Here is a 21977-nt window from a genome sequence, read left to right on the forward strand (position 1 = left end):
TTCCATTTTTCATTACCCATTTCATATTTTGAATGATAGAACTTGCAAACAACTGGGAATAATAACTTTAATGTACTAAAAGTATGTTCGGTGAGTTAACTGCATCTTATGCTGAGAATTTTTAGCCTAAATATCAGTTAAATGCATCACCTCCTATCCCCAATTAATTCCCGAAAAGTGAGGTTTTCCTGATGAGTCAGATGAGTAGAGACGATGTCCGAGAACGGCTTGGCAATATCGATCAGATCCGCGATATTATTTTGGGAACACAGCTAAGAGAGTACGAAAATCGATTTAACAAGCAGGAGTCAGATATCTCTCTCCTGCAACAACAGATGCGATCGCATGTCGATCAACTCAAGTCAAATTTTTCGGCTGAACTAAAAGTAGGGTTTGAGGCGGTGGAGAAAAAGCTGAAGTCACTCAACCTGACAACTCAAGAAGAAACTCTTGACTTACGGCAACAAGTTGATAGACTTAATAAAAAGTTTTCTAACAGTGTTCAGTCGCTTGATGACACATTAGATAGCCAAACTACCGCGATTCGAGATGAAATCTTTCATACTAAAGTTCAATTACAAGATGATGTTACAGCGTTACGGGATCTGATTTTAGAAGAAATAGATCGACGCTTCTCACAGTTAACAGACACTAAGGTTTCTAAAGACGATATGGCTGAAACTTTGTTTGCTTTGGGAATGCGTCTAAAAGAAACTGAATTCATTCCTAAATTGCGAGAAGCAGCCGATGAAGGCAGCAACGACTATACTCCTGTGCCGCTTCTAGAAACTGCAAACTTGTCAAAAGTGTTAACTCACTCAAACAGTACCGCAGAATCACATTCCTAATCAAGTCAGAAGGCAAGGATAAATGAAGGGAATGAGGGAGATAATTCTTCACTCCTAACTCCTGTACAGACGCGATTAATCATGTCTCTCTACTCCCAACTCAGCATTCAGCACTTTTAAAGACGAGACTTACTGATATGACTCAGGTGGAAAATTCGATTTCTCAATCTTTTGAATTAAAAACAGAAAAAGCTGTACAGCTTGACAATTTCTTGGATTTACTTGTCGATCTTAAAATTATCGAATCACCTGAGCAATCTTTTTCTTTATTACCATCAGAAACTGATAGTAGTCATGAGTATATTACAGAAGAAATTGAATTACTGCAACTTCCTCCAGTGCCGTTAGAAGTATGTGAAGCTTATTTAGAGTCAGCTTGGAATTTTCCTCAAAACATATCTAATCCATCACAAATTACTCAAGAAGAATTAGAAAAATCTATTGAAATCTTTGCAACTTTTGAGGAAACGTTAGACAACTCAGAGGATGCATTGCAAAAATTACGGGAGATATTGGTTGGATATGAGTTAGCAGAAATTAACAATATTGTAGCAAAATTTGAACAAAAGTTTACAAAAATAGAGGATCAAGTTTACAACCCTAAAGAGCTAATAAATCTACTACTACCGTGCATTTCTGAGCTTTTAAGGCTAAAGATTACAGAGTCAAAAGAGGAAATTGTAGATATAATTGCTCCGATTATCGACCAGGCTATTCACAGTCGCACTGAACAAGATAAAATTAGCATGAGTGCGGCGATCGCTCCTACTATTCCCCTAGCTATTTCCCAGCAGATTATTGTTGCTCCAGAGGAAGTTTCAGATGCGATCGCTCCTGCAATCGGACGAGCTATTAAAAAGCAAATTGAAATTGAACAAAATATTGTTGTAGATGCACTCTACCCAATTATTGGTAGTACCATATCTAAATATATGGCAGAGACAATCCGTGCTATTAATCGACAAGTCGAAGAAACCCTCAGCGTTGAAGGAATAAAACGTAAAATTCGTGCCAAATTACAGGGAGTTTCTGAAGCAGAATTAATTTTTAAAGAAGCTCTACCATTTACAATTAAAGCCATTTTCTTAATTCATAAAACGTCTGGTTTAATTATCTCAAATATTCAACGCTCTGATGCACAGCAGCTAGAGGCTGAAATGGTAGCAGGAATGCTGACAGCAATTCGTAGCTTTGCTAATGATTGTATCAATCAATCGGGAAATGTGACAGAATTAGACACAATTGAATATGGAACATCTAAAATAATTTTAGAAGTTGCAGGATATTGTTATTTAGCACTCGTTGTGCAAGGAGAGCCAAGCAAAAACTTTATTTTTAAAATGCGGCAAATATTCAGCAAAATTGTTCAAATGCATGGTAATTTAATTGAAAATTTTGATGGTGATACAGATACAATCCCTATCGAAATTAATCCACTTTTAGAAGAACTTAAAAATACAGATATTCAGCAAAAAAAGGAAAACAAACTCTCACCACTACTGATATTAGGCTTAACAGTTATCAGCACTATTTTGATTCCTTGGGGCTTTTGGCAATACCATAGTGGAGTGATCCATTCTATTGAAAATCAAACTTACTTGGCTCTAACTTCTGTTCCAGAACTAGCTGTATATCGGCTTACAGTGCAGGTAGAACACAATAAATTAAAATTAACAGGACGATTACCTAATCAACTTCTTCGCCAGAAAGCCGAGCAAATTGTCAAAGTAACCTCCCCTAATTGGTTAATTGACAATCAAATTTTATTAGTAGAAGTACCAGCAGATCCTGTATTAGCTGCTGCTGAAGTCAAACGAGTTACAGCAGTTTTAAATCAGACTAATGATATAGCAATTTCTGCTCAATATATTGCTGGTAAAGTTGCTATCGAAGGCACTATCAACCGAATTGCAGATGCTCAGATTATTACTCATGCATTTGAATTAATTCCCGGCGTAAAAATTGTATCTAGTGCGGTGCGAGTCCAACCTCCACAAATTGAAGTTAGATTTTACTTTCAATCTGATTCAGCGAGTTTGATGAAAGCGAATTTAGAGTATAAGATTCAACAGGTAAAGTTTTTCCTCAATCAGTACCCAAATCAGCATTTAAAAATCATTGGTTATAGTTATGATCATACTGGTAAAAACATATCTCAAAAATTGGCACTTATGCGAGCAAAGGCTGTACAACAAGCACTGATTAAGTTAGGTATAGAGCCATCTCGTCTAGAGATAATTGCTAAGACCAATTTACCACCAGGAATTGATGAAACTCATCCCTTGTGGTTAAGTCGCTGTGTAGTTATAGAACCGATAACCAAGAAATTTTAAGTTTAAAATAACTTTGATTAATCTAAAATACTAATTATTTTTACTAAACTATGTCTACAAATTCTAAAAAAGTCTGCTTATTTGGTGATTTTGGTGTTGGTAAAACTAGTCTAATTCGCCAATTTGTAGAGTGTCAATTTAGTGATGAATATCTTTCAACTGTAGGAGTAAAAATTTCTCGTAAATCGGTTGATGTTCTTAAACAAGACCTGTATAATAAGCAAAACTTACAGCTTATAATTTGGGATATTGAAGGCAGTAATAAGTTTAAGACAGTTGCTCAAAACTATTTTCAAGGTTCTAAAGGTGCTGTGATAGTTGGTGATGTCACACAACCAGAAACGCTCAATCATCTCCAGGAGCATATTCAAAGTTTTTTAAATGTTAATCCTAAAAGCTACATTGTTGTTGCGCTGAACAAATCAGATATGATTGCATCTGAGTATTTGGAAAAAATGCGCCAAATGTATCAATTTGAGCAAAGTAATGTATTAGATACTTATCTAACTTCAGCTAAAACTGGCAAGAATGTCGATGAAATATTTAAAGCTTTAGCCAATCGTTTAATTTAGGAAAATGAACTCATCTTTGATAAACCTATTATCTATATGTCATATTGAATATTTGATAATTGATGAAAATTTTAAGATTCTGGAGAAATCTTTGGGATTAAATCATTTTGCTGACATTCCTGATGAGGTGAAGCAAGGTGAGGATATTAGGATTGTGTTTCCAGAATTAGAGGGACTTGAAGATGTTTTTAATGCGATTCGACAGGGGGAGCAAGATTATTTTGAATTAAAGGGAATTATGCGCTCACAAGATATAGTTTCTCCTTTATATATTGATATTCGTATTACTAATAATATCCAAGAAGATCATTTTAGTAATTCACTAATAATTCTTGTGGAAGACGCGACAGAAAGGATGGTTCTTGAGCAATCTTTGTTCCAGGGTGCAAATGAAGCAAATCTTTTGTTACGTAATTTAAAGGCTTCTAAACAATATATTGACCAAATTGTGACATCAATAGCAGATGCATTATTGGTGACAACGCTATCAGGAAACATAAAAAAAGTAAATATTGCTGCACAGGTTTTGTTGGAATATGACGAAGTAGAACTCGTGGGTCAATCTATCACAAAAGTTATTAGAGAAGTCAATAACTCTCCACTTATAACTGGGGATATTGAGAGTATTAATATATTACATAATCCTTACATAAATCCTTTGGTGAAAGAGGTAGAAACCATTTGCTATACCAAAAGTGGTAAAACAATTCCCATAGCTTTTTCATCCTCAATAGTTAAGACAGAAATTGAGCATTTTCAAGGTTATGTTTACATTTTGCGAGACATGACTGAACGGAAGCAGGCAGAACTTGCTAAACAGGAATTCTTAGCGATGATTAGCCATGAGGTTCGAACTCCGATTTCATCGGTAATCGGTATGGCCAGTTTATTACTAGATAGCGAATTGACTGATGAACAGAAAAACTTTATTGAAATTATTTACACCAGTGGAGATTCTTTACTCAAAATTATTAATGATTTCCTTGACTTCTCCAAAATCCAATCGGGCAACTTGGAACTAGAAGAGGAACCTTTTGCTTTGCGAAATTGCATTAATGAGGCTCTTTATTTGCTTGCGCCTGAAGCTAAAGAAAAAGGTTTAAAACTCACATTTTTAGATACTCCTAAACTTCCTACTACGATTGTGGGGGATGTCACCCGACTGCGCCAAGTCTTGATTAATTTACTCAGTAATGCTATTAAATTTACCGAAACTGGAAGCATAGAAGTTTCGGTTGTAATCTACAAGAATAGCGATATTAATCATTCTTATATTGCAAATACTGACGAAATTCAGTTTAGTGTTAAAGATACAGGCATTGGAATTCCATGCGATCGCGTTGAACGTTTATTTAAAGCCTTCAGTCAAGTTAACTCCTCCATTACTCGACAGTATGGTGGTACTGGGTTAGGTCTCGCTATTTGTAAGCAGCTGTGCGAGTTAATGGGTGGCAGAATTTGGGTTGAAAGTGAGCTTGGTGCAGGTAGTACATTTTACTTTACGATTGCTGCTTCTGTTATTTCAGAGGAGTTAGAAGTCAGGAGTCAGGAGTTATTCTTGTCGTCCCCGCCTAAGAGCGCCCCTATGTCTTTTTCCCCGTCACCTGACTCTCATGAATTAAGAATTCTCTTAACTGAAGATAATCTGGTGAATCAGAAAATAGCCTTGAAGCAACTAAAAAGCCTGGGTTACAGTGCTGATGTCGCTGGTAATGGGAAAGAAGCGTTGCAGTTATTAGAAAAAATTCCTTACGATTTGATTCTGATGGATTGCCAAATGCCAGTTCTCGACGGTTTGGAAACCACAAAAGAAATTCATCGTTGGCAAGAAAGCAGCTTTGCCAGTGGTCGTCGTCCTGTGGTAATTGCGATGACAGCTAATGCGATGAAAGAAGACAAACAAATGTGTCTAGATGCCGGAATGGACGACTATCTGAGCAAGCCGGTGATGAAAGAAAATTTAGCGGCTACACTAGAGCATTGGGCAAGTGTGATATTCAAGGTAAAAGAAATAGATGCTGTGGAACAGACAGTTTATACAACAAATGTAGGTTCAGTTGACCTCCTAATTGATTGGGAACGCTTGCATCAACTCTCAGAAAATAACCCAGAATTTGAATTGGAACTACTGCAATTATTTGTTGAAGATATTCAACCTCGTCTTGAGATAATTAAAATATCGATCGCTACTGACAATTTTGAGCAACTAGCGCGAGAAATCCATCAAATTAAAGGTGCTAGTGCCAATGTTGGAGCTACAATCATGTATTTGGCAACTGAAAAACTAGAACAACTAGCTTACAATCAAAAGTGTCGAGGTACTACTAACATAATCTCAGAGTTAGAAGAATTTGTTAAACATATCCAAGAATTTTTAATCAGTACTTCTAGCTCCTAACTCCTGACTTCCGCTGTAACTTTGGTAATATTTACTAATAAATAAACAGTAACGATTATCTATGGCCCGTTCATAACTCAATTTGTCGGCAATGGCAGACATGATTTTTAAACCACGGCCGCGCTCTTGCTCATTCTCCTCAAATTCACATACTTGCCGCAATTGCTGCTCTAAGTCAAAGGGTTCACCTTGAGACCAGATGCGAATTTCTATGTATTCATCTAATCGTATAGCTTCCATCTCAATAGGAGTTTCAGTAGGTAAATTTTTGTGGGCATGTTCAACAATGTTGGTAAAGCCTTCTATCATCAGTGTTTGACATTGCCACCAAATTTTTTTATTAGGAATAGGTGGTAGATTCATCTGCTCGAACCAAGACAGGACTTGAGGCGACGCTATCAGGTCTGTATTAACTTTTAGATAAATTTTATTTTTCACTTTTTAACCAATAAAATATTTTAAAATCATCATATTCGTTAATTAGTTTATTTAATTTGAGTATTTTTACTATACATTAAAAACTAAATTCCATATAAACCTCATCCATCTTGAAAACTGAAGTTTTACTAGAAAAGATATTACTGTGAATAAGTAGTTTTTCACTCTCGCCCATCAAAAAAGGATTAAGAGGCAACGGTGATAGGAGGATATTTTATACCTTTGCGAACCTGAGTAATACCAATTCTCTATGAAGTTGCACTTAATAAAGCAGAAATGATGTAATCCCATCCACAGATCGAAGCGTAATTTACCGCCGTAGGTATCTGAGAAAACTCCCAAAATAAAACTATCTCCAAAAGAATAGTTTGAGAATATAGCTGATTCAAGATAGGGTAGTAAAAAAGAAGTGGAGACCTCACACTTGAAAAGTCCGTGGATATGTTTTTTTAAAAGTTCCAGCGTGGCATTCAGGTGATATCTTGATCCAAGCCATCTGCGATCGCAGAACCTTGTTGCCTCACAAAAGCAAGTATATTTTGTGCCATGACTACACTTTGGCGCTTTCGCCCTCTAGTCTGGTGAGCAATGACAAGGCATTTTACCCATAGTAAGTGTTTTGGGTCAAATCACAACAGAATCAAAAGACTCCTTATAAGGACAGAAGCGAAATTTCAGTGATGTAATTGGTTTATCACACTTAGCGCAACTATTACATAACCCAGTCCTGCATAGAAAACAAAACTTAGACCGGGGCGACAACCAAATATCTTCAAGCGTTGTTCCTGGAGTTCAGTAATAGGGACAAAATTAGTTTACAATTTTCTGACACTTTATTTAAGACCACCCCAATTAAGAGTATTTACCTTTGGTGTCGCCAGAATAAGGAAAATGTTAGAGTTAAGAACTAACCAATAGCGAGAAATATAAATAAGATATGGCTGACCAAAAAGATAAAGCTCAAGAAAAAAATCGCATTGAACAACTTCAGGACGAACAAGGTAACACTGATTCTAAACACTCAGGCGGTGCTGGTGCTTCTGGTGGCAATTCGGGTGCAGGTAAATCTGGCACATCAAAAATTTCTGCCACTGGTACACCTGATGATATTGAAAAAATTGATCAGGAGTAAAGCTGACTCTGACGACGAGTCAAGGTTTAACTGGGTCGGTTTTCATTAAGAACTCAACTCAACAATGGTGCATTGAATATCTCATTATTCACTCCACCATTGTTGAGCATCTTCAAGTCAGAAGGCGCACCTCACTGATTTGACTGTTTATTAACTAGGGTTAAAAAGCCTGTACAAGATAAAGCTAGCTGGTACAAATCCAGAGTGGTGTTAATTTCCGCTTCAATTAAGATGGGTTTGCCCTGGCGGTTCCCCGGAGTCTGAGAGTCTGATATGACTGTATAGGTTTCATAATTAATAAATCTCAGAAGCTGATAAATGTTATCTTTTCAATCATCTCAATAAATTCACTGTTTGTATTAAGAAAATATTAAATTTTGATTAACATTAATCTATTTTTATCATGGCTTCATGTGATCGCATAAAGCCACCCTCAGAGAAAACCAATCGTGTTTCAAACTTAAAGCTCCGAAATAAACTAAAATAGTGCAATTATTTAAACTGTCACACTACTAATTCGGGTTTACAGTGGTTGCACTCACCTCTGCATAATTCTCTGTTGCGATCGCGTTAGTTTTACACAAAACTTCCTAATTTATTTACATAAATTTATACAAAATAATTCATCAGTCAATACAAGCGCATTGTTAGTCGATACAATCGAATTGCGGGTTGATGCGATCGCATCGTTAGTCGATACAATCGCATTGCGGGTTGATACAATCGAATTGCAGGTTGATGCGATCGCATTGTCAGTTGATACAATCAAATTGTGGGTTGATGCGATCGCATTGTTAGTCGATACAATCGAATTGCGGGTTGATACAATCGCATTGTTAGTCGATACAATCGAATTGCGGGTTGATGCGATTGCATTGTCACTTGATACAATCGAATTGCAGTAGCTTCTATGATGCATTCTGGTGTGGTATAGCAACAGCCAAGGTGGTTAGGACATTAACAGATGATAAAACTTAGACACAAAAAGGCTTTTCACCCAGTCCCCAGTCCCTTGCTATAGTAGTTGTTTTGCTGGAACAAATGAGCGATCGCAATCCAGTAGCGTGCAGTCTCTTGAGAACATCCCAAAGCTTTACAGATTTGAGCTTGAGTTTGACCTACGTCGAAAAGTAGCATAATTTCAATGCGACGGCGATATTCTGCCCGTAAATTGGTTTCTAAGCTTTTCAGTAGATATTTGCGCTGAAAAGGTGTTAAGCAAAGACTTAGATTTTCCACAGCGATTCCTCCTGGTAGAACTTGCACTCTTTGGAAGTTCGTTTAGCTTCTTGGCTAACCTCTGCTTATTTATCGGAATCAAAAGTCCATGAATTCCACAACTAGTTATAAAACTTCATAATTATCGGATGAACAGTCAGAAGTTAGAGGTCGTTTGAAAAGTCTAAAAGCTGAAGGGGTGACAAAGAAGTTATAAAGCAGACTGAATAAAAGCCATAGCTCGTAGACCTTGCTGAAAATAGGGTAGTTTACCGGGCTTCAAACGCATCAATTAATGAGCTAAATCAGCCCAAAATTCCATTGCCCCTATCCATCTATTCCAAGTGAGGATAATTGGTTTTGCAGAAGGGTAAGCATTATGAATGCATCGGCTTGCATTATGAATGTATCTTACGGTGTATGTTTCAAAGCACTCCTTAGTTAGAGTCTTTGTACCAGATTGCCGTGCTACTATACGGCTCATTCCTGTTGTTGCTTGTAGGAGACAATTATGGAGATCAGTAGACGCAGCTTGTTGAAAACTGCTTCTGCTTCGGGGTTAGTAGCGGCAGGACTTGCAGTTTCGGAAGGATTTTTGCAGCCGCTCCTTGCTCAAACAGAACCTGTTGATGAAAAGACTCAATTATTAGCTCAAACACCCACTCCAACTCGACGGGGCGAAATGTTATATCGCACCCTTGGACGGACTGGAGAACAAGTATCTGCGATTGGCTTGGGTGGGTTTCACATTGGAAAAATTGAAGAGGAGCAAGAAAGTATCAAGCTGATCCGCAGTGCCATTGATCGCGGCATCAACTTTATGGATAACTCTTGGGATTATCATAATGGACGTAGCCATCGGTGGATGGGAAATGCACTTAAGGATGGTTATCGCCAAAAGGTTTTCCTAATGACGAAAATCGATGGTCGCACTAAAGGTGCTGCCAAGATGCAGATTGATGAATCGCTCAAAGATTTGCAAGTCGATCACATTGATTTAGTGCAGCATCATGAAATACTGCGCTTTGAAGACCCCGATCGCATCTTTGCTCCTGGGGGTGCGATGGAGGCAGTCGTCGAGGCGCAGAAGGCAGGCAAAATTCGCCATATCGGTTTCACAGGACACAAAAATCCCCTGATTCACCTTCAAATGTTGGAAACTGCCACACAAAATGGTTTCCGCTTCGATACTGTGCAGATGCCATTAAATGTTATGGATGCTCATTTTAGAAGTTTTGAACATCAGGTTTTACCTGTGCTAGTGAAAAACAACATTGGTGTGCTGGGAATGAAATCGATCGGGGAGTCTTACATTCTTAGAAGCAACACTGTTAGTGCGATTGAGTGCCTGCACTACGCAATGAATTTGCCAACGTCAGTCGTAATTACCGGCATTGATAGCATGAGAATTTTAGACCAGGCGTTTGAAGCAGTCCGCACGTTTAAGCCAATGGATCAAGCACGAGTTACAGCACTGTTAGCGCGTACCCGTGAGGCAGCGGCTAAAGGGCAGTACGAACGATATAAAACCACAAACCAAAATGATAGTACAGCCATGAATCCAGCTTATCTTGGGTAAAGATTAATACTATGTTTGACTGTTTATTTATACAAACAGCAATGTCTACAACAAGCTACGCCTACGCAATTTTGCAGGTGTAACGTTAAATCGAGTTGATGCATTACGCACATCTTCTCAAAATCAATTTTTGTGTTACTTAACTTGAGGCATTTTCACAAAAAGCTAGTAGAACTCACGCAATAACTCTTTTAGGACTTACGCAAAATATTGCCAACTTCGCTTAATTTATCGAACCGCCAAGACGAGGCAGTGCGTTGGGCGGCTCTGCCGACTTGAAGCAACTGCCGTGCCAAGAGCGCCGAGAATTCGTAGAGTGTGCGTAAGTCCTATCTTTGAAACTCTTATTCCTTCGTGTCCTTTGCGCCCTTCTCTACGAGACGCTGCGCGAACGCGGTTCATTCTTTGATAATTTTGCGTAAGTTCTGGCTAGGTGATTCATTGCTGTCCCTATCTTGATTTCTGCTGAGTCTATCAATTGGAAGATGTATTTATCCTCAAAACTTCGATGATGTGAAGAAGGGACAAACTGGCTGACTTCAACACACTTCCTGTGTACTAAAAGTATCGCTATTTCCTTGAAGTAAGATACCATCTAAAACATAATTATGAAACGCATTGCGTATTTAGGACTCGGCATCATGGGCAGTGGGATGGCAACCAACTTGCTCAAAGCGGGCTACGATCTGAGCGTTTGGAATCGTAATTTAGAGTCCTGTAAGCCTCTGGTTGAACAAGGTGCAACACAAGCACAAACACCAGCACAAGCCGTAGAGAATGCCGAAGCGATTCTCTACTCGCTCTCAAATGAGAATGCGGTTGAAGAGGTTGTCTTTGGGAAAGATGGCATTTTATCGAACGTGCGTTCGGGACAAATTGCGATCGACATGAGTACAGTTCATCCTGATACCTCGCGTCGAGAAGCCGCAGCTTATGCCGAAAAGCAGGTTGAATTTCTTGATGCTCCCGTTTTTGGTAGCAAAAATGAATCCGCAGCAGGGGGATTGTGGATTGTCGTTGGTGGCAAGCGGGACGTATTTGAGCAAGTCAAACCAATTTTGGAGCCGTTGAGCGAAACGATCCATTATCTAGGCGACACTGGCAAAGGTGCATCGATGAAACTCATCGGTAATTCAATCGTGGCAACCCAAATCGAAGCGTTAGGGGAAGCGCTGATTCTGGCAACCAAAGCCGGACTTAATACACAAGACGTTCTTGATGTGCTGCATGTGGTGGATTTTCGTTCTCCGATTTTTGACGGCATGGGCAAGACTCTGGTAAACCGCGATTTCACGCCAAGTTTTGCGTTAAATAATTTGCTTAAAGATGCCAATTTGATTGCTCGATTTGCCCAAGATTTAAATTCTCCAATGCCTGCTGCCGCAATTGTCAGAGAAACCATTAAAACAGCAGTTAATCAAGGATGGGGGGAAGAAAATGCATCAGCATTCATCAAAGCTCTGGAATTGGAAGCGGGAGTGACGGTTGAATCATAACTGCAAATTTCGCATTAGAAAATACACCTTTATTTCAGGAAAACATTGATATGCCTAACTTAAAAATATTCTCAACTGGTTTAGTAGCGATCGCTTTATCTCTAGCGACTGGTTGCACACCAACTACTCCGCATGACCAAAATACATCTGAAGTTCCATCTGCTGTGCCTGTGCAAAAGACAGAGAGTCCATCACCAAGTGCGTCACCAACTGCATCAGGGCAAAATACCCTCAGTTCTTCAGACAAAAAGTTCATGACTGAAGCTGCTCAAGGGGGTTTAGCAGAAGTTCAATTAGGACAACTGGCATTACAACGTGGAAATAGTGATGCAGTAAAACAATATGGACAGCATATGGTTGATGATCATACCCCGGTGAACGATCAACTTAAACAGTTGGCGACTCAAAAAGGTGTCACGCTGCCAACTACTATTGGCAAAAAAAATCAGCAAGTTAAGCAACGCTTATCTAAGCTTTCTGGTACTAACTTTGATCGCCAGTATCTGAATCTGATGCTTCAAGATCATGAAAAGGATGTCGCTGCATTTCAAAATGAAGCTCAAAAAGGACAAGATTCCGATCTAAAAGCATTTGCGGCTCAAGCGCTACCAACCCTCCAACAACACTTGGAACAGGTTCGTTCCCTTGCTAATTCTGGAACTTCAACTAGCACCCCAACTTCAACCAGTAGCCCAACTTCAACCAGTAGCCCAACTTCAACTAGTACCCCAACTCCAACTAGTACCCCGTAATATGATGTCCAATTATACGTAATTAATCAATTACGAGTGAAATGGCGCAATCGCAGGGTTTTTGGGATTACTTTCTTACACTGCGGGAATACCAAGTGGAATACTAAGTACATTTCGTATAAAATCGTAGCGTTTTTAAATGCATAGGGATGCATTGGCATTGTAGATGCACGCATTGCCATTGCAGAGGAACACATTGGCATTGTAGACGGATGCATTGCCATTGTAGAGGAACACATTGGCATTGTAGACGGATGCATTGCCATTGTAGAGGAACACATTGGCATTGTAGACGGATGCATTGCCATTGCAAATGAAGACATTGACATTGCAGATGGATACATTGGCATTTACACTAATTTACTACGAATTAATGAAATGCTGTACTAAGAGCAAACGATCGCAATGACTAAATGATTACTAATTTGTAATTCGTAATAACGCTCTCTACAAGACGCTACAGGTTGCTTGCTTCTTTTGCAGGAGTACGCGGATAACGCTGCGCTAACGTAATTAAATTGCAACTACGAATTACGTTAGCGAGTCCACAAGCGTCATTATCAATTACGAATTATGTTGACGGTTATTTAAGCAGACTTGTATAAATCCAAAATTTCATCATTAAGGAACCACGATGTCCGAATTGTTTAAAGGAGAATTTTCTCGTCGTCAAATTCTGACTACTGCGGGATTAGGAGCCATTTCAGCCGTTGCACTTGGTAGTATGAGCGAAGAGGTTACTGCCCAACAGCCGACTGAGCAAGCCACGCCACACGGAGGAATGCCGCCTCAGATTGAATTTGCGCCGATCTCCGAAAAGACTGAGGTTGATACAGGTGGGCCTCCGACTGCATTGCCCCCAGAGCGACGGTTGGGATTTGCGATCGTTGGACTAGGCAGACTGGCATTAGAAGAAATCATGCCTGCGTTTGCAGAATGTAAGCTAGCAAAGCCAACTGCATTAGTTAGTGGCGATGCTGCCAAAGCGAATCAAGTTGCCCAGCAGTATGGCATTAAACCGCAGAACGTTTACAATTATCAGAATTACGACAATCTCCGCAACAATCCAGATGTTGATGTAATTTATATTGTATTGCCTAACAGTATGCACCGAGAATATACGGTGCGTGGTGCTAAAGCAGGGAAGCACATTTTATGTGAGAAGCCAATGGCAACCACAGTCGAAGATGCTCAACAGATGATCGACGCTTGCAAACAAAGCGATCGCAAACTGATGATTGCTTATCGCTGCCAGTATGAGCCGCACCATCGCGCCATGATTCAGATGATCCGCAGCAAAGAATTAGGAACTCTGAAAGTGATTCAGGCAGATAACGGACAAAATCAGGGCGGTGACTTAAATCAGTGGCGGTTGAAACACGCTCTAGCTGGAGGTGGCTGTTTGCCAGATGTGGGAGTTTATTGCCTGAATGCAACTCGCTATTTGACGGGAGAGGAACCGATCGCAATTAGTGCCCAAAGCTTTACCACTCCTGGCGATCCACGCTTTAAAGAAGTGGAAGAAAGCGTTACCTTTCAGCTGCGGTTTCCCAGTGGGATAGTAGCGATTTGCTCCACTAGCTACGGCTTTCACGAAGCGCGTCGGTTTCGCGTCTTCGGCTCTGATGCTTGGGGACAACTCGATCCGGCGTTCTCCTACAACGGTTTGCGGATGATGATTTCGCGCAAATCACCAACAAACAGCATGGCAGAAAATGTCAGCGAAGTGCGGATAGGCGAGAAGAACCAGTTCGCCTTAGAAATTGATCACATGGCGGATTGTGTTATTGGGAATAAGCAACCCCATACGCCTGGTGAAGAAGGTTTGCAAGACCAAAAACTGATAGCGTTGATCTATGAAGCGGCACAAACAGGCAAGACGATTACCCTACCTCGTGTATCGGGACTGAATACCACTCGTGGCCCTGCTCCTCGAATGCTGAAGTAAATACCTGCATACCGCAGTTATGACAACCTCTGCTTGGAGTCCGCTACGTAAATCTTTGTTTTGCGATCGCTCGATTGCCGCAATTGTCTCCAACATTGGAGGTTAGATGCAGGACACAGCGGGAGCTTGGCTAATGACTGTAAGTACGTTCTTTGAGGGTGAAAACTTCCAGTCTGTTTTTGACTGCCATATTAGACTTAGTATTGGCAAAATTATTATGCGTGAGCATCAAATTTTGACAGTAGATGAAACTGAATTAATTAGTAAGGTTCAGGCAATTGTCAAAAGATTCACTCAAATACCTTAATTTTCAACTTTCAAAACGGCTGTTGCTCAGAAAAATAACTTTCATCGCCAAGATAGCGATCGTACTCCTTGTCTAATCTAAACTCAAATAATCAAGCATATTCTGCGATGCCGCATACTGGCGTATTTACTAATACCAATTCTCCGTGAGCTTGCACTTAATGATTACTCCTTCTGTCTTGGCGTACTTGGCGTACTTGGCGGTTCGTTTAATAATTAAGTGCATCTTCATAGAGAATTGGTATAAGAACCTATCCCACTATTCTAAAAATCCCTACTTCTTTTCGTAAAATGTGCTTGAAAACCTTGATTTTTCATTTTCCGTTCTCAATAAACTTAAGCTTTTTAGCACAAATATTATTAGTGGGATAGGTTCCAGAATCTCTTTATCAGCTACATCGAAGGCAGTGCAAGACTTAATTTTCTCCCACCATTCAAAATGAGTAAACGTACAGTCTTAAAGTGATGGAAGAGCGCTAAAGTCGGCATCTAAAAAGTTAAGCAATACCTTTTGCCGTCTGGGCAACGATGAAATCAACCACATCCTTTAAAGATTCTGTACGCTTGTACACTTCACGCTGCCGTGTTGCACCATTCCCATGCTGTATTGTCTGCTGCACAAGCGATGAAATCTCGTCCCAGTCTCCATACTCTTCTAACGATGGACGCACGAAGGCTAGAAACTTCTCAAGCAAATCCTGCGCTGGGACAGCACGCATTGCTTCGATATCTATTAGTTCTGTATCCAATCCATAACGTGCAGCACGCCAGTGAGCAGCACGTATAACTTCATGGCGTGTAGCCGGGAATGGTTCGCCTATTTTTGCTTGTTCGTAGCAGGTGCGTGCCAAGGCACGTACCAGTCCTGCAACCATTACTGCTTCGTCTACTGTCATGCATACATCTGTGACGCGAAACTCTACTGTTGGGTAACGCTCAGACAAACGTGCATCCCAGTATATTTTTGTTGCCTCCTCTACACTCCCTGTTACGATTAAAGCTTCTGCAAGCGCTTGATATTCAGCAAGTGACTCAAAAATTAATGGCGGCCCTGATATCGGCCACCTCCCCCAAATTTCCGTGCGGTAACTTGCATATCCTGTATCCATACCCATCCAAAAAGGCGAGGAAGCAGCTAGCGCCAGAAGGGGTGCTAGCCAGACTCGTGCGCGGTTCATGACAGAAAGTGCCATCTGAGGATCACTAATACCAATGTGTACATGACAGCCAAAAATCATTTGTTCGCGGGTAAGTTGCTGATAATCTCGCATTAGCCCTTGGTAGCGTTCTTTGGGCGTAATTTGCTGTTCTGACCATGAAGAGAACGAGTGCGTCCCAGCGGCAGCGATTTGGTTCCCGTCTTTGGCTGCTGCTGCAATTATTTCTTGCCGCAAACGTACAAGTTCTGCACGGACTTCTGCTAGCGTCTTACAGACGGGTGTGCCAATCTCTATCTGCGATAGATAAACCTCAGCTTGTACCTCTTCTCCAAGAACTTTCTCGGCTATCTGTAAAATTTGCTGTTGACGCGAGCAAAGCTCACGAGTTATGGGGTTAATAATTTGGTATTCTTCTTCAACACCGATAGTGAAGTCTTCTGCCTGGGATACCATCTAAAATGTCTCTGTAAAGGACTAACTTTTAATATTAGACGAGTTCATGAAACAGTTGTTTGCTTTTATTACGATTGCTTTCCTCTACTTTAATTTCGCTCATCTCCTCAATGCGTCTGGGTCAGTCTCAGCACATTCAGATAATAGTTGTGCTTTAAGGGTGTTGAAGAAAGGAGAGGGTTGTTTTCTTTACAAGGTTGAAGCTGGCAATTTCTCTATCCCTGTTTACTACTACCTACCTAATCAATTGCAGGCAAATACTAAAGTGGTATTCGCCATGCATGGTGAAAAACGGAATGCTGAAGATTATAGAAATGACTGGAGAAATATCTACAATCGCAAAGGCCGCGACAATCCAAATTTTATCCTGCTTGCTCCCCAGTTTAAACAAAAGCGCTATCCATTAGCTACAGGGTATAACCTTGGCAATATGTTTACAGAAGATTTGAAGATTCTAAATCCTCGAAACCAATGGGCGTTTACTGAAATTGAAAATATTTTTGACTTCGTGAAAAGAAGTACCAAAGTCAACGCAACCAATTACTATCTCTATGGTCACTCTGCTGGCGCACAGTTCGTACATCGAATGGTCATCTTTATGCCCCATGCACACATCAAAAAGGCGATCGCCGCAGAGGCTGGTTCGTACACAATACCTGATGAGCATAGGGGCTATCCTTGCGGTTTCAATAAACAAACCGGAGATCAACTATCATCTGTGGACTTGAAAACGACCTTCAGTACACCAATGACAATAATTTTAGGCACAAAAGATAACAAACCTTTATCGGATGAGCATGATACCTATAAGTGCGATGCACAACAAGGTTCTAATCGTTTGGCTCGTGGCGAATATTTCTACACTCAAGCAAAAAACATTGCCAATAATAAGAGAGAAGATTTTCAATGGACTCTCAAAAAAGTTACCGCTTCTCACATTGTTCCAAAAACGAATCCCCCTATTGAAGATCCTATGTTAGTGTCTTGTGCCGCGAAGGAGTTTTTTCCGAAATTAGCGGGGGTTAACTGCAAATAGGGGAGTGTTACCGAAGCTGCAAAAGCAAAGGGTACAGGCATCGGTGAGAAGTTAAGACTATAGAGGAAGTGTTAGTCCACATCTGCCTACGCGATCGCAAATTCCTGACTTCACTTTGCGGTAGCTTGCAGTTTTCTGCATCGCCTACCGAGTGGATACAACTTGTTTAACTCCTCACTCTTGGCTTGACCATCTATGGCGCAGCTGGCAATTCATCACCAGGTAAGCATTCGTCAAGACGGTAGGACACTACATGCAGGACATACTCCATTGCATCACAAAGGCAGTCGAAACCATCGTACTCTGTTACAAGCTACATTCCGCAGGTTGCTCAATAAAATTTTGTCGGGCTGGCAATTTTATTTACACTTAAAACAGCACAGGTACAGGAGAATTTCATGACTCAATATGATTACATTATGATTGGTGCAGGTTCGGCTGGCTGCGTTGTCGCCAACCGAATTACAGAAGACGGGGAAACAACAGTATTATTACTCGAAGCTGGCAACCCGGATACTAAACCGGAGATTCAAATTCCGTTAGAATGCACAAGCCTACCAGGCACGGAGGTGGACTGGGGCTATTTCTCTGAACCAGAACCGTACTTAAATAACCGTAAAATCTTTTGTCCCCCACTTTATTATATTATTCAAGAGACTACTAAATAATTTGCAAAATAAAGATTATTGTAAAGGTTTTAAAAATTGATTTGATAGAGGTACAATACTAAAAATATTATATTTAACAAAGTTGATAGTTTGACTTGTTAAGGCAAATATGATCAAAAAAACATCAAAATACAAAATCTGGTATTTAATTTTTTTTATAAGTGTGGCTTTTGTGAGTTTAGCTTTCGTAACTCAAATAAAGACTCAAGTGCTTGCCTCTAATAGTATTCTTTTATCAGACAACACAGGTAATTCCTTAACCCCAAATATTTCTGCACTTGATATTTTTCGCAAAGCATACGAAAATCGTTACACTTGGAACCCTCAATTTCCAGGTTATACAGCAGTAGTAGAACTAAAGCATAACAAAAAATACTACCGAGGAAACATTCTGGTAAAACCAGATATGAGTCTAAAAGTAACTGGTATTAATGAGGAAGAAGCACGTCAACTCGTGGAAGTTTCTTTACAGACCATACTTACTCATCACCGACGAGTTCCATTTAGTGAACAACATAAAAATAGTACTTTTAAACTTATTGCTACTGATAATACCGGAGTTGCAGAGATTTTTGAGCAAGGAGAGAAAACAGAGGCTCGGTATAAGATATCCCACAATCAACTTACGCAAGTCAATCGTCTTCTTGGAAATACTGCCGTTAGCGTCGATGTATTGGACTCAGAGAAAACATCAGAAGGTTATTTAGCAACTAGATATCGATCAACTTTCCAACAACCTCAGACTAAACAAGTCATGGGAGTGGAAGAATCGAAAGATACTTATGTAAAAACTGCTGGTTACTACGTGCTAACACATCAAGTAATCCACGACTTTCAAAAAAGAAAACTAACTGATACAGCAGATTTTACATATACTAACATACAACTATTACCAAGTGTTCCTTAAATTAGAGATTAATTGGACTTTTACTTATAAAATACAATAAATTATTTGTGAGATTCAAAAAGCTCTACTTTATTAAACAGAATCCATGAGTCAGGAATCAGAATTAAGAATGAATTCTGTACGATAAGAGCGGATGAATAAACGGGTTTAAAATCCCCACTAAATCAGAGATTTAGTGGTCAATAAGACAGTGGGGGTCTGAATCCCCCTCTGAAATATTGCTGACCCCTGAATTCTGACTTCTGAATTCTTCTTCAATATTTTGAACTGTCCAAAGCTTTACTGAGGTTTGAGAAAAGCTACATTATTTACCGAAATACAATTCAGTCCTTCTAGAGTCAGAATACAGAATCAGAACAAGGAATGGGCAAACAAAGCAGCTTGAGTGCGATCGCGTAAATTCAAGCGACTCAGAATATTGGTAACATAATTCTTCACAGTATTTTCTGAAAGAAACAGCGATTCGGCAATTTCACGGTTATTGGCTCCAGAAGCAATTAACCGCAATACATCTAATTCTCTGGGTGTGAGTTGCGCCAATTCTGGAGGGGTTTGCACAGACGGGACAGGTGCGGTAATCGGCATGAGTGCTTTCTCAAACAATCCCGGGCCGAGTAGGGTTTGTCCCTTGTAGACGGATCGAATTGCCAACATTAGTTCATCAGGTTCGGTGTCCTTGAGCAAATAACCCTTTGCACCCAGCCGCATCGCCTGGTAAACATACTCATCATCATCGAAGGTGGTGAGGACGAGAACCTTAATCTCAGGATATTGTTGAGCGATCGCCTTTGTTGTGGCAACTCCATCCATAACAGGCATCCGAATATCCATTAGCACAATATCAGGTTGCAGTGCAGGAATCACTTCGAGTGCGCGTTGTCCATTCTCCGCCTCACCGATTACCTGCATCTCGGCATTGGACTCAAGCATACTCTTAAGTCCCTGGCGAATAAGATGCTGATCGTCAACTAATAAAATCCGAATCATAGCTAAAACAACAGCTTTGATAGTGGCAAAGAAACAGAAATACAGCAACCTGTTCCTAATTGACTGTGGAGATTTAACTGAGCGCCCAGTGCAACCGCTCGTTCTCGCATCCCTTGTAGCCCAAACCCGGTTGTATTTTGAGTGGGGTTAAACCCTTTTCCATTATCTTCGATTGACAGATGAATCATTCCAGCGTCAGCTAGTAGTCCAACGGTGACACTCGTTGCCTGAGCGTGTTTGCAAATATTTGTCAGCGATTCCTGCACAATCCGGTAAAGAGCCGTGTTTACTTCTGTTGGTAAAGTATACGGTAGATCAATTTTACAGCTCGGTTCAATACCTGTGGTTTGCTGAAAATCTGTCAGCAGCTTTTCAATGGCTGATTTGAGAGATTGCCCTTGCAAAGGATTTGAACGTAAAACAGAAAGCGATCGCCGAATTTCCAGCAGCGCCTCAGCCCCCAATTCCTTTGCCTGTTTGAGAAATGTTAATGCTTTGTGATTATTTGATTCCCAGAACAACAAAGTGTTATTAATCTGAATAGTTTGGGCAACTAGAGTGTGTCCCAACCCATCATGAATTTCGCGGGCAATTCGGTTACGTTCCTGCAAAGTTGCCTGATCTTCAATCCTTAGCGCATACTGGCACAGTTGTTGATTGGTTATCTCTAATTGCTGATGGGCAATTTCTAACTGCTCTCGACTTTGGCGCTCTGCAAGCAGGGCATTAATTAACAATAAAGCGAATACTAACGTTAAGCTAAACAATAATATATTACTTAATCGCCAATCCCAAGACATGGCGATCAGCTTATCTGGGATAAACTTATCAGGTACAATCGGTCTTGACAAAAGCAGCGTTCCATAAGTTAGCAGAGATAAACCCAAGACAACTAACTGTCCCGATCGCTTAAATATCAGGCAACTTCGCATCACCAGTACCAGACACAGCAGGAAAACGGAGCGACTAGATAAGCTATGTTGAGTTGTTGGCAGTAAAATTAAACTGAATTCCAGGGCTGTATAAAATAATTTTGTTTCCAGCTTCACCATTGGTAGTCTCAAGCCCATCAAGCTGAAAGTTGCGATCGCGACAATTCGTAGCAGCAACGACCAGGACAACTCAAATGGCAGCAAAACTTCCATGAACATTGCCGTGGCTAGTAACAGCCACTCTAGGTAAAGCAACAGACGAAACGATGGGTAGGTTAAGCGAACCATAGAACTGTTCCAACTCAATGGCCTTTGTAACAAAACCATAGGTATTTTCACAATTTTAGGATGAAACTCTTCTTCCTATATAACGAATATGTCCCTAGTATCGATAGAGCCGTTCTGACTGATTAACTATTCCTAAATTAGGAAAAAAGTCACAAGAAATTAAGTACTTTTTTACTGGTCAGGTTAGGAATTCTAGCTGATGCACAAACCCATGCCAACTTTTAAGATTAGCTGGTGTGAGTAAAGCAGTAACTTTTCAAACACCTTCTAAACAGTCACCAAAGAGGAAAAGGGGCAGGGGGCAAGGGAGTGAGTTCAAAAACTCGTCAGCGAGTATAAAAGACTCATTAACGGAGTTCAAAGACTCGTTCACGAGTATAAAAGACTCGTCAGCGAGTATAAAAGACTCATTAACGGAGTTCAAAGACTCATTCACGAGTATAAAAGACTCGTCAGCGAGTATAAAAGACTCATTAACGGAGTTCAAAGACTCATTCACGAGTATAAAAGACTCGTCAGCGAGTAT

19 protein-coding genes and 2 pseudogenes are annotated in these 21977 nt (G+C 40.2%); 14 read left to right on the forward strand and 7 right to left on the reverse strand.

Annotated elements, in window-relative coordinates; translation table 11 throughout:
- Positions 1 to 200 precede the first annotated feature (200 nt).
- The 4 genes from V7K35_RS16615 to V7K35_RS16630 all read left to right on the forward strand — a co-directional run bounded on the left by V7K35_RS16615 (position 201) and on the right by V7K35_RS16630 (position 6151).
- Complete coding sequence (locus tag V7K35_RS16615) at positions 201 to 848, forward strand: hypothetical protein (RefSeq protein ID WP_335080342.1); 648 nt, start codon at positions 201 to 203, stop codon at positions 846 to 848.
- A gap of 137 nt (positions 849 to 985) precedes the next feature.
- Positions 986 to 3181 carry an OmpA family protein gene (locus V7K35_RS16620; RefSeq protein ID WP_335080343.1) on the forward strand — a complete coding sequence of 732 codons (2196 nt, stop codon included), beginning with the start codon at positions 986 to 988 and terminating at the stop codon, positions 3179 to 3181.
- 50 nt (positions 3182 to 3231) lie between these two features.
- Positions 3232 to 3753 (forward strand): Rab family GTPase, encoded by a 522-nt coding sequence (locus V7K35_RS16625; protein WP_335080344.1) that lies wholly within the window; start codon positions 3232 to 3234, stop codon positions 3751 to 3753.
- 4 nt (positions 3754 to 3757) lie between these two features.
- Positions 3758 to 6151: a hybrid sensor histidine kinase/response regulator gene (locus V7K35_RS16630; protein WP_335080345.1), complete on the forward strand. Its 2394-nt coding sequence runs from the start codon at positions 3758 to 3760 to the stop codon at positions 6149 to 6151.
- On the opposite strand, the gene V7K35_RS16635 is transcribed toward V7K35_RS16630, so the two are convergent.
- Positions 6128 to 6589, reverse strand: coding sequence for an ATP-binding protein (locus V7K35_RS16635; RefSeq protein ID WP_335080346.1), 462 nt, complete (start codon positions 6587 to 6589; stop codon positions 6128 to 6130). The two genes, V7K35_RS16630 and V7K35_RS16635, sit on opposite strands and share 24 nt — an antisense overlap.
- Positions 6590 to 7213: 624 nt before the next feature.
- On the reverse strand, positions 7214 to 7351 hold the full coding sequence (locus tag V7K35_RS29750) for a hypothetical protein (RefSeq protein ID WP_335136385.1): 138 nt from the start codon (positions 7349 to 7351) through the stop codon (positions 7214 to 7216).
- A gap of 175 nt (positions 7352 to 7526) precedes the next feature.
- Between V7K35_RS29750 and V7K35_RS16640 the strand changes: the two genes are divergently transcribed.
- The gene (locus tag V7K35_RS16640) at positions 7527 to 7721 is read left to right on the forward strand and encodes a hypothetical protein (protein WP_334796027.1); all 195 of its coding nucleotides are present in this window, start codon (positions 7527 to 7529) and stop codon (positions 7719 to 7721) included.
- Positions 7722 to 8365: 644 nt separating this feature from the next.
- Entirely contained in the window at positions 8366 to 8626 is a 261-nt protein-coding gene (locus V7K35_RS16645) for a hypothetical protein (RefSeq protein WP_335080347.1), read from the forward strand.
- Positions 8627 to 8714: 88 nt separating this feature from the next.
- Here the strand turns inward: V7K35_RS16645 and V7K35_RS16650 are convergent, their stop codons facing one another.
- Positions 8715 to 8960, reverse strand: a complete 246-nt coding sequence (locus tag V7K35_RS16650) for a helix-turn-helix domain-containing protein (RefSeq protein WP_442939735.1) — start codon at positions 8958 to 8960, stop codon at positions 8715 to 8717.
- A 490-nt stretch (positions 8961 to 9450) separates the two neighbouring features.
- Here V7K35_RS16650 and V7K35_RS16655 point away from each other — a divergent pair, with 490 nt between their 5' ends.
- From V7K35_RS16655 to V7K35_RS16675, 5 genes are all read left to right on the forward strand, one after another.
- Positions 9451 to 10518: an aldo/keto reductase gene (locus V7K35_RS16655; RefSeq protein ID WP_335080348.1), complete on the forward strand. Its 1068-nt coding sequence runs from the start codon at positions 9451 to 9453 to the stop codon at positions 10516 to 10518.
- Positions 10519 to 11126: 608 nt separating this feature from the next.
- Positions 11127 to 12014 (forward strand): NAD(P)-dependent oxidoreductase, encoded by an 888-nt coding sequence (locus V7K35_RS16660; RefSeq protein WP_335080349.1) that lies wholly within the window; start codon positions 11127 to 11129, stop codon positions 12012 to 12014.
- A 50-nt stretch (positions 12015 to 12064) separates the two neighbouring features.
- Positions 12065 to 12766 carry a DUF4142 domain-containing protein gene (locus V7K35_RS16665; protein WP_335080350.1) on the forward strand — a complete coding sequence of 234 codons (702 nt, stop codon included), beginning with the start codon at positions 12065 to 12067 and terminating at the stop codon, positions 12764 to 12766.
- Positions 12767 to 13400: 634 nt separating this feature from the next.
- On the forward strand, positions 13401 to 14714 hold the full coding sequence (locus V7K35_RS16670; RefSeq protein WP_335080351.1) for a Gfo/Idh/MocA family protein: 1314 nt from the start codon (positions 13401 to 13403) through the stop codon (positions 14712 to 14714).
- 133 nt (positions 14715 to 14847) lie between these two features.
- Complete coding sequence (locus tag V7K35_RS16675) at positions 14848 to 15021, forward strand: hypothetical protein (RefSeq protein ID WP_335080352.1); 174 nt, start codon at positions 14848 to 14850, stop codon at positions 15019 to 15021.
- Between the two features lie 496 nt (positions 15022 to 15517).
- On the opposite strand, the gene V7K35_RS16680 is transcribed toward V7K35_RS16675, so the two are convergent.
- Complete coding sequence (locus tag V7K35_RS16680; protein ID WP_335080353.1) at positions 15518 to 16633, reverse strand: carboxylate-amine ligase; 1116 nt, start codon at positions 16631 to 16633, stop codon at positions 15518 to 15520.
- Positions 16634 to 16679: 46 nt separating this feature from the next.
- Between V7K35_RS16680 and V7K35_RS16685 the strand changes: the two genes are divergently transcribed.
- The 3 genes and pseudogenes from V7K35_RS16685 to V7K35_RS16695 all read left to right on the forward strand — a co-directional run bounded on the left by V7K35_RS16685 (position 16680) and on the right by V7K35_RS16695 (position 19244).
- Entirely contained in the window at positions 16680 to 17669 is a 990-nt protein-coding gene (locus tag V7K35_RS16685) for a hypothetical protein (protein WP_335080354.1), read from the forward strand.
- A 398-nt stretch (positions 17670 to 18067) separates the two neighbouring features.
- Positions 18068 to 18301 (forward strand): annotated as a pseudogene (locus V7K35_RS16690) (choline dehydrogenase); the annotation flags it as partial.
- Between the two features lie 145 nt (positions 18302 to 18446).
- The gene (locus V7K35_RS16695) at positions 18447 to 19244 is read left to right on the forward strand and encodes a DUF3386 family protein (protein ID WP_335080355.1); all 798 of its coding nucleotides are present in this window, start codon (positions 18447 to 18449) and stop codon (positions 19242 to 19244) included.
- Positions 19245 to 19595: 351 nt separating this feature from the next.
- On the opposite strand, the gene V7K35_RS16700 is transcribed toward V7K35_RS16695, so the two are convergent.
- The 3 genes and pseudogenes from V7K35_RS16700 to V7K35_RS16710 form a co-directional block, all read right to left on the reverse strand.
- On the reverse strand, positions 19596 to 20231 hold the full coding sequence (locus V7K35_RS16700) for a response regulator transcription factor (RefSeq protein WP_335080356.1): 636 nt from the start codon (positions 20229 to 20231) through the stop codon (positions 19596 to 19598).
- A 2-nt stretch (positions 20232 to 20233) separates the two neighbouring features.
- Positions 20234 to 21451 carry a sensor histidine kinase gene (locus V7K35_RS16705; RefSeq protein ID WP_335080357.1) on the reverse strand — a complete coding sequence of 406 codons (1218 nt, stop codon included), beginning with the start codon at positions 21449 to 21451 and terminating at the stop codon, positions 20234 to 20236.
- Between the two features lie 256 nt (positions 21452 to 21707).
- A pseudogene (locus V7K35_RS16710) lies at positions 21708 to 21977 on the reverse strand (hypothetical protein); the annotation flags it as partial.

The sequence above is a fragment of the Nostoc sp. genome, from assembly GCF_036917275.1.
GTDB lineage: Bacteria > Cyanobacteriota > Cyanobacteriia > Cyanobacteriales > Nostocaceae > Nostoc.

Bases quoted from the DNA above. Each gene is read 5' to 3' on its own strand.
- V7K35_RS16615 (WP_335080342.1), top strand. From the start codon at position 201: ATGAGTAGAGACGATGTCCGAGAACGGCTTGGCAATATCGATCAGATC.
- V7K35_RS16620 (WP_335080343.1), top strand. From the start codon at position 986: ATGACTCAGGTGGAAAATTCGATTTCTCAATCTTTTGAATTAAAAACA.
- V7K35_RS16625 (WP_335080344.1), top strand. From the start codon at position 3,232: ATGTCTACAAATTCTAAAAAAGTCTGCTTATTTGGTGATTTTGGTGTT.
- V7K35_RS16630 (WP_335080345.1), top strand. From the start codon at position 3,758: ATGAACTCATCTTTGATAAACCTATTATCTATATGTCATATTGAATAT.
- V7K35_RS16640 (WP_334796027.1), top strand. From the start codon at position 7,527: ATGGCTGACCAAAAAGATAAAGCTCAAGAAAAAAATCGCATTGAACAA.
- V7K35_RS16655 (WP_335080348.1), top strand. From the start codon at position 9,451: ATGGAGATCAGTAGACGCAGCTTGTTGAAAACTGCTTCTGCTTCGGGG.
- V7K35_RS16660 (WP_335080349.1), top strand. From the start codon at position 11,127: ATGAAACGCATTGCGTATTTAGGACTCGGCATCATGGGCAGTGGGATG.
- V7K35_RS16665 (WP_335080350.1), top strand. From the start codon at position 12,065: ATGCCTAACTTAAAAATATTCTCAACTGGTTTAGTAGCGATCGCTTTA.
- V7K35_RS16670 (WP_335080351.1), top strand. From the start codon at position 13,401: ATGTCCGAATTGTTTAAAGGAGAATTTTCTCGTCGTCAAATTCTGACT.
- V7K35_RS16675 (WP_335080352.1), top strand. From the start codon at position 14,848: ATGACTGTAAGTACGTTCTTTGAGGGTGAAAACTTCCAGTCTGTTTTT.
- V7K35_RS16680 (WP_335080353.1), bottom strand. From the start codon at position 16,633: ATGGTATCCCAGGCAGAAGACTTCACTATCGGTGTTGAAGAAGAATAC.
- V7K35_RS16685 (WP_335080354.1), top strand. From the start codon at position 16,680: ATGAAACAGTTGTTTGCTTTTATTACGATTGCTTTCCTCTACTTTAAT.
- V7K35_RS16695 (WP_335080355.1), top strand. From the start codon at position 18,447: ATGATCAAAAAAACATCAAAATACAAAATCTGGTATTTAATTTTTTTT.
- V7K35_RS16700 (WP_335080356.1), bottom strand. From the start codon at position 20,231: ATGATTCGGATTTTATTAGTTGACGATCAGCATCTTATTCGCCAGGGA.
- V7K35_RS16705 (WP_335080357.1), bottom strand. From the start codon at position 21,451: ATGGTTCGCTTAACCTACCCATCGTTTCGTCTGTTGCTTTACCTAGAG.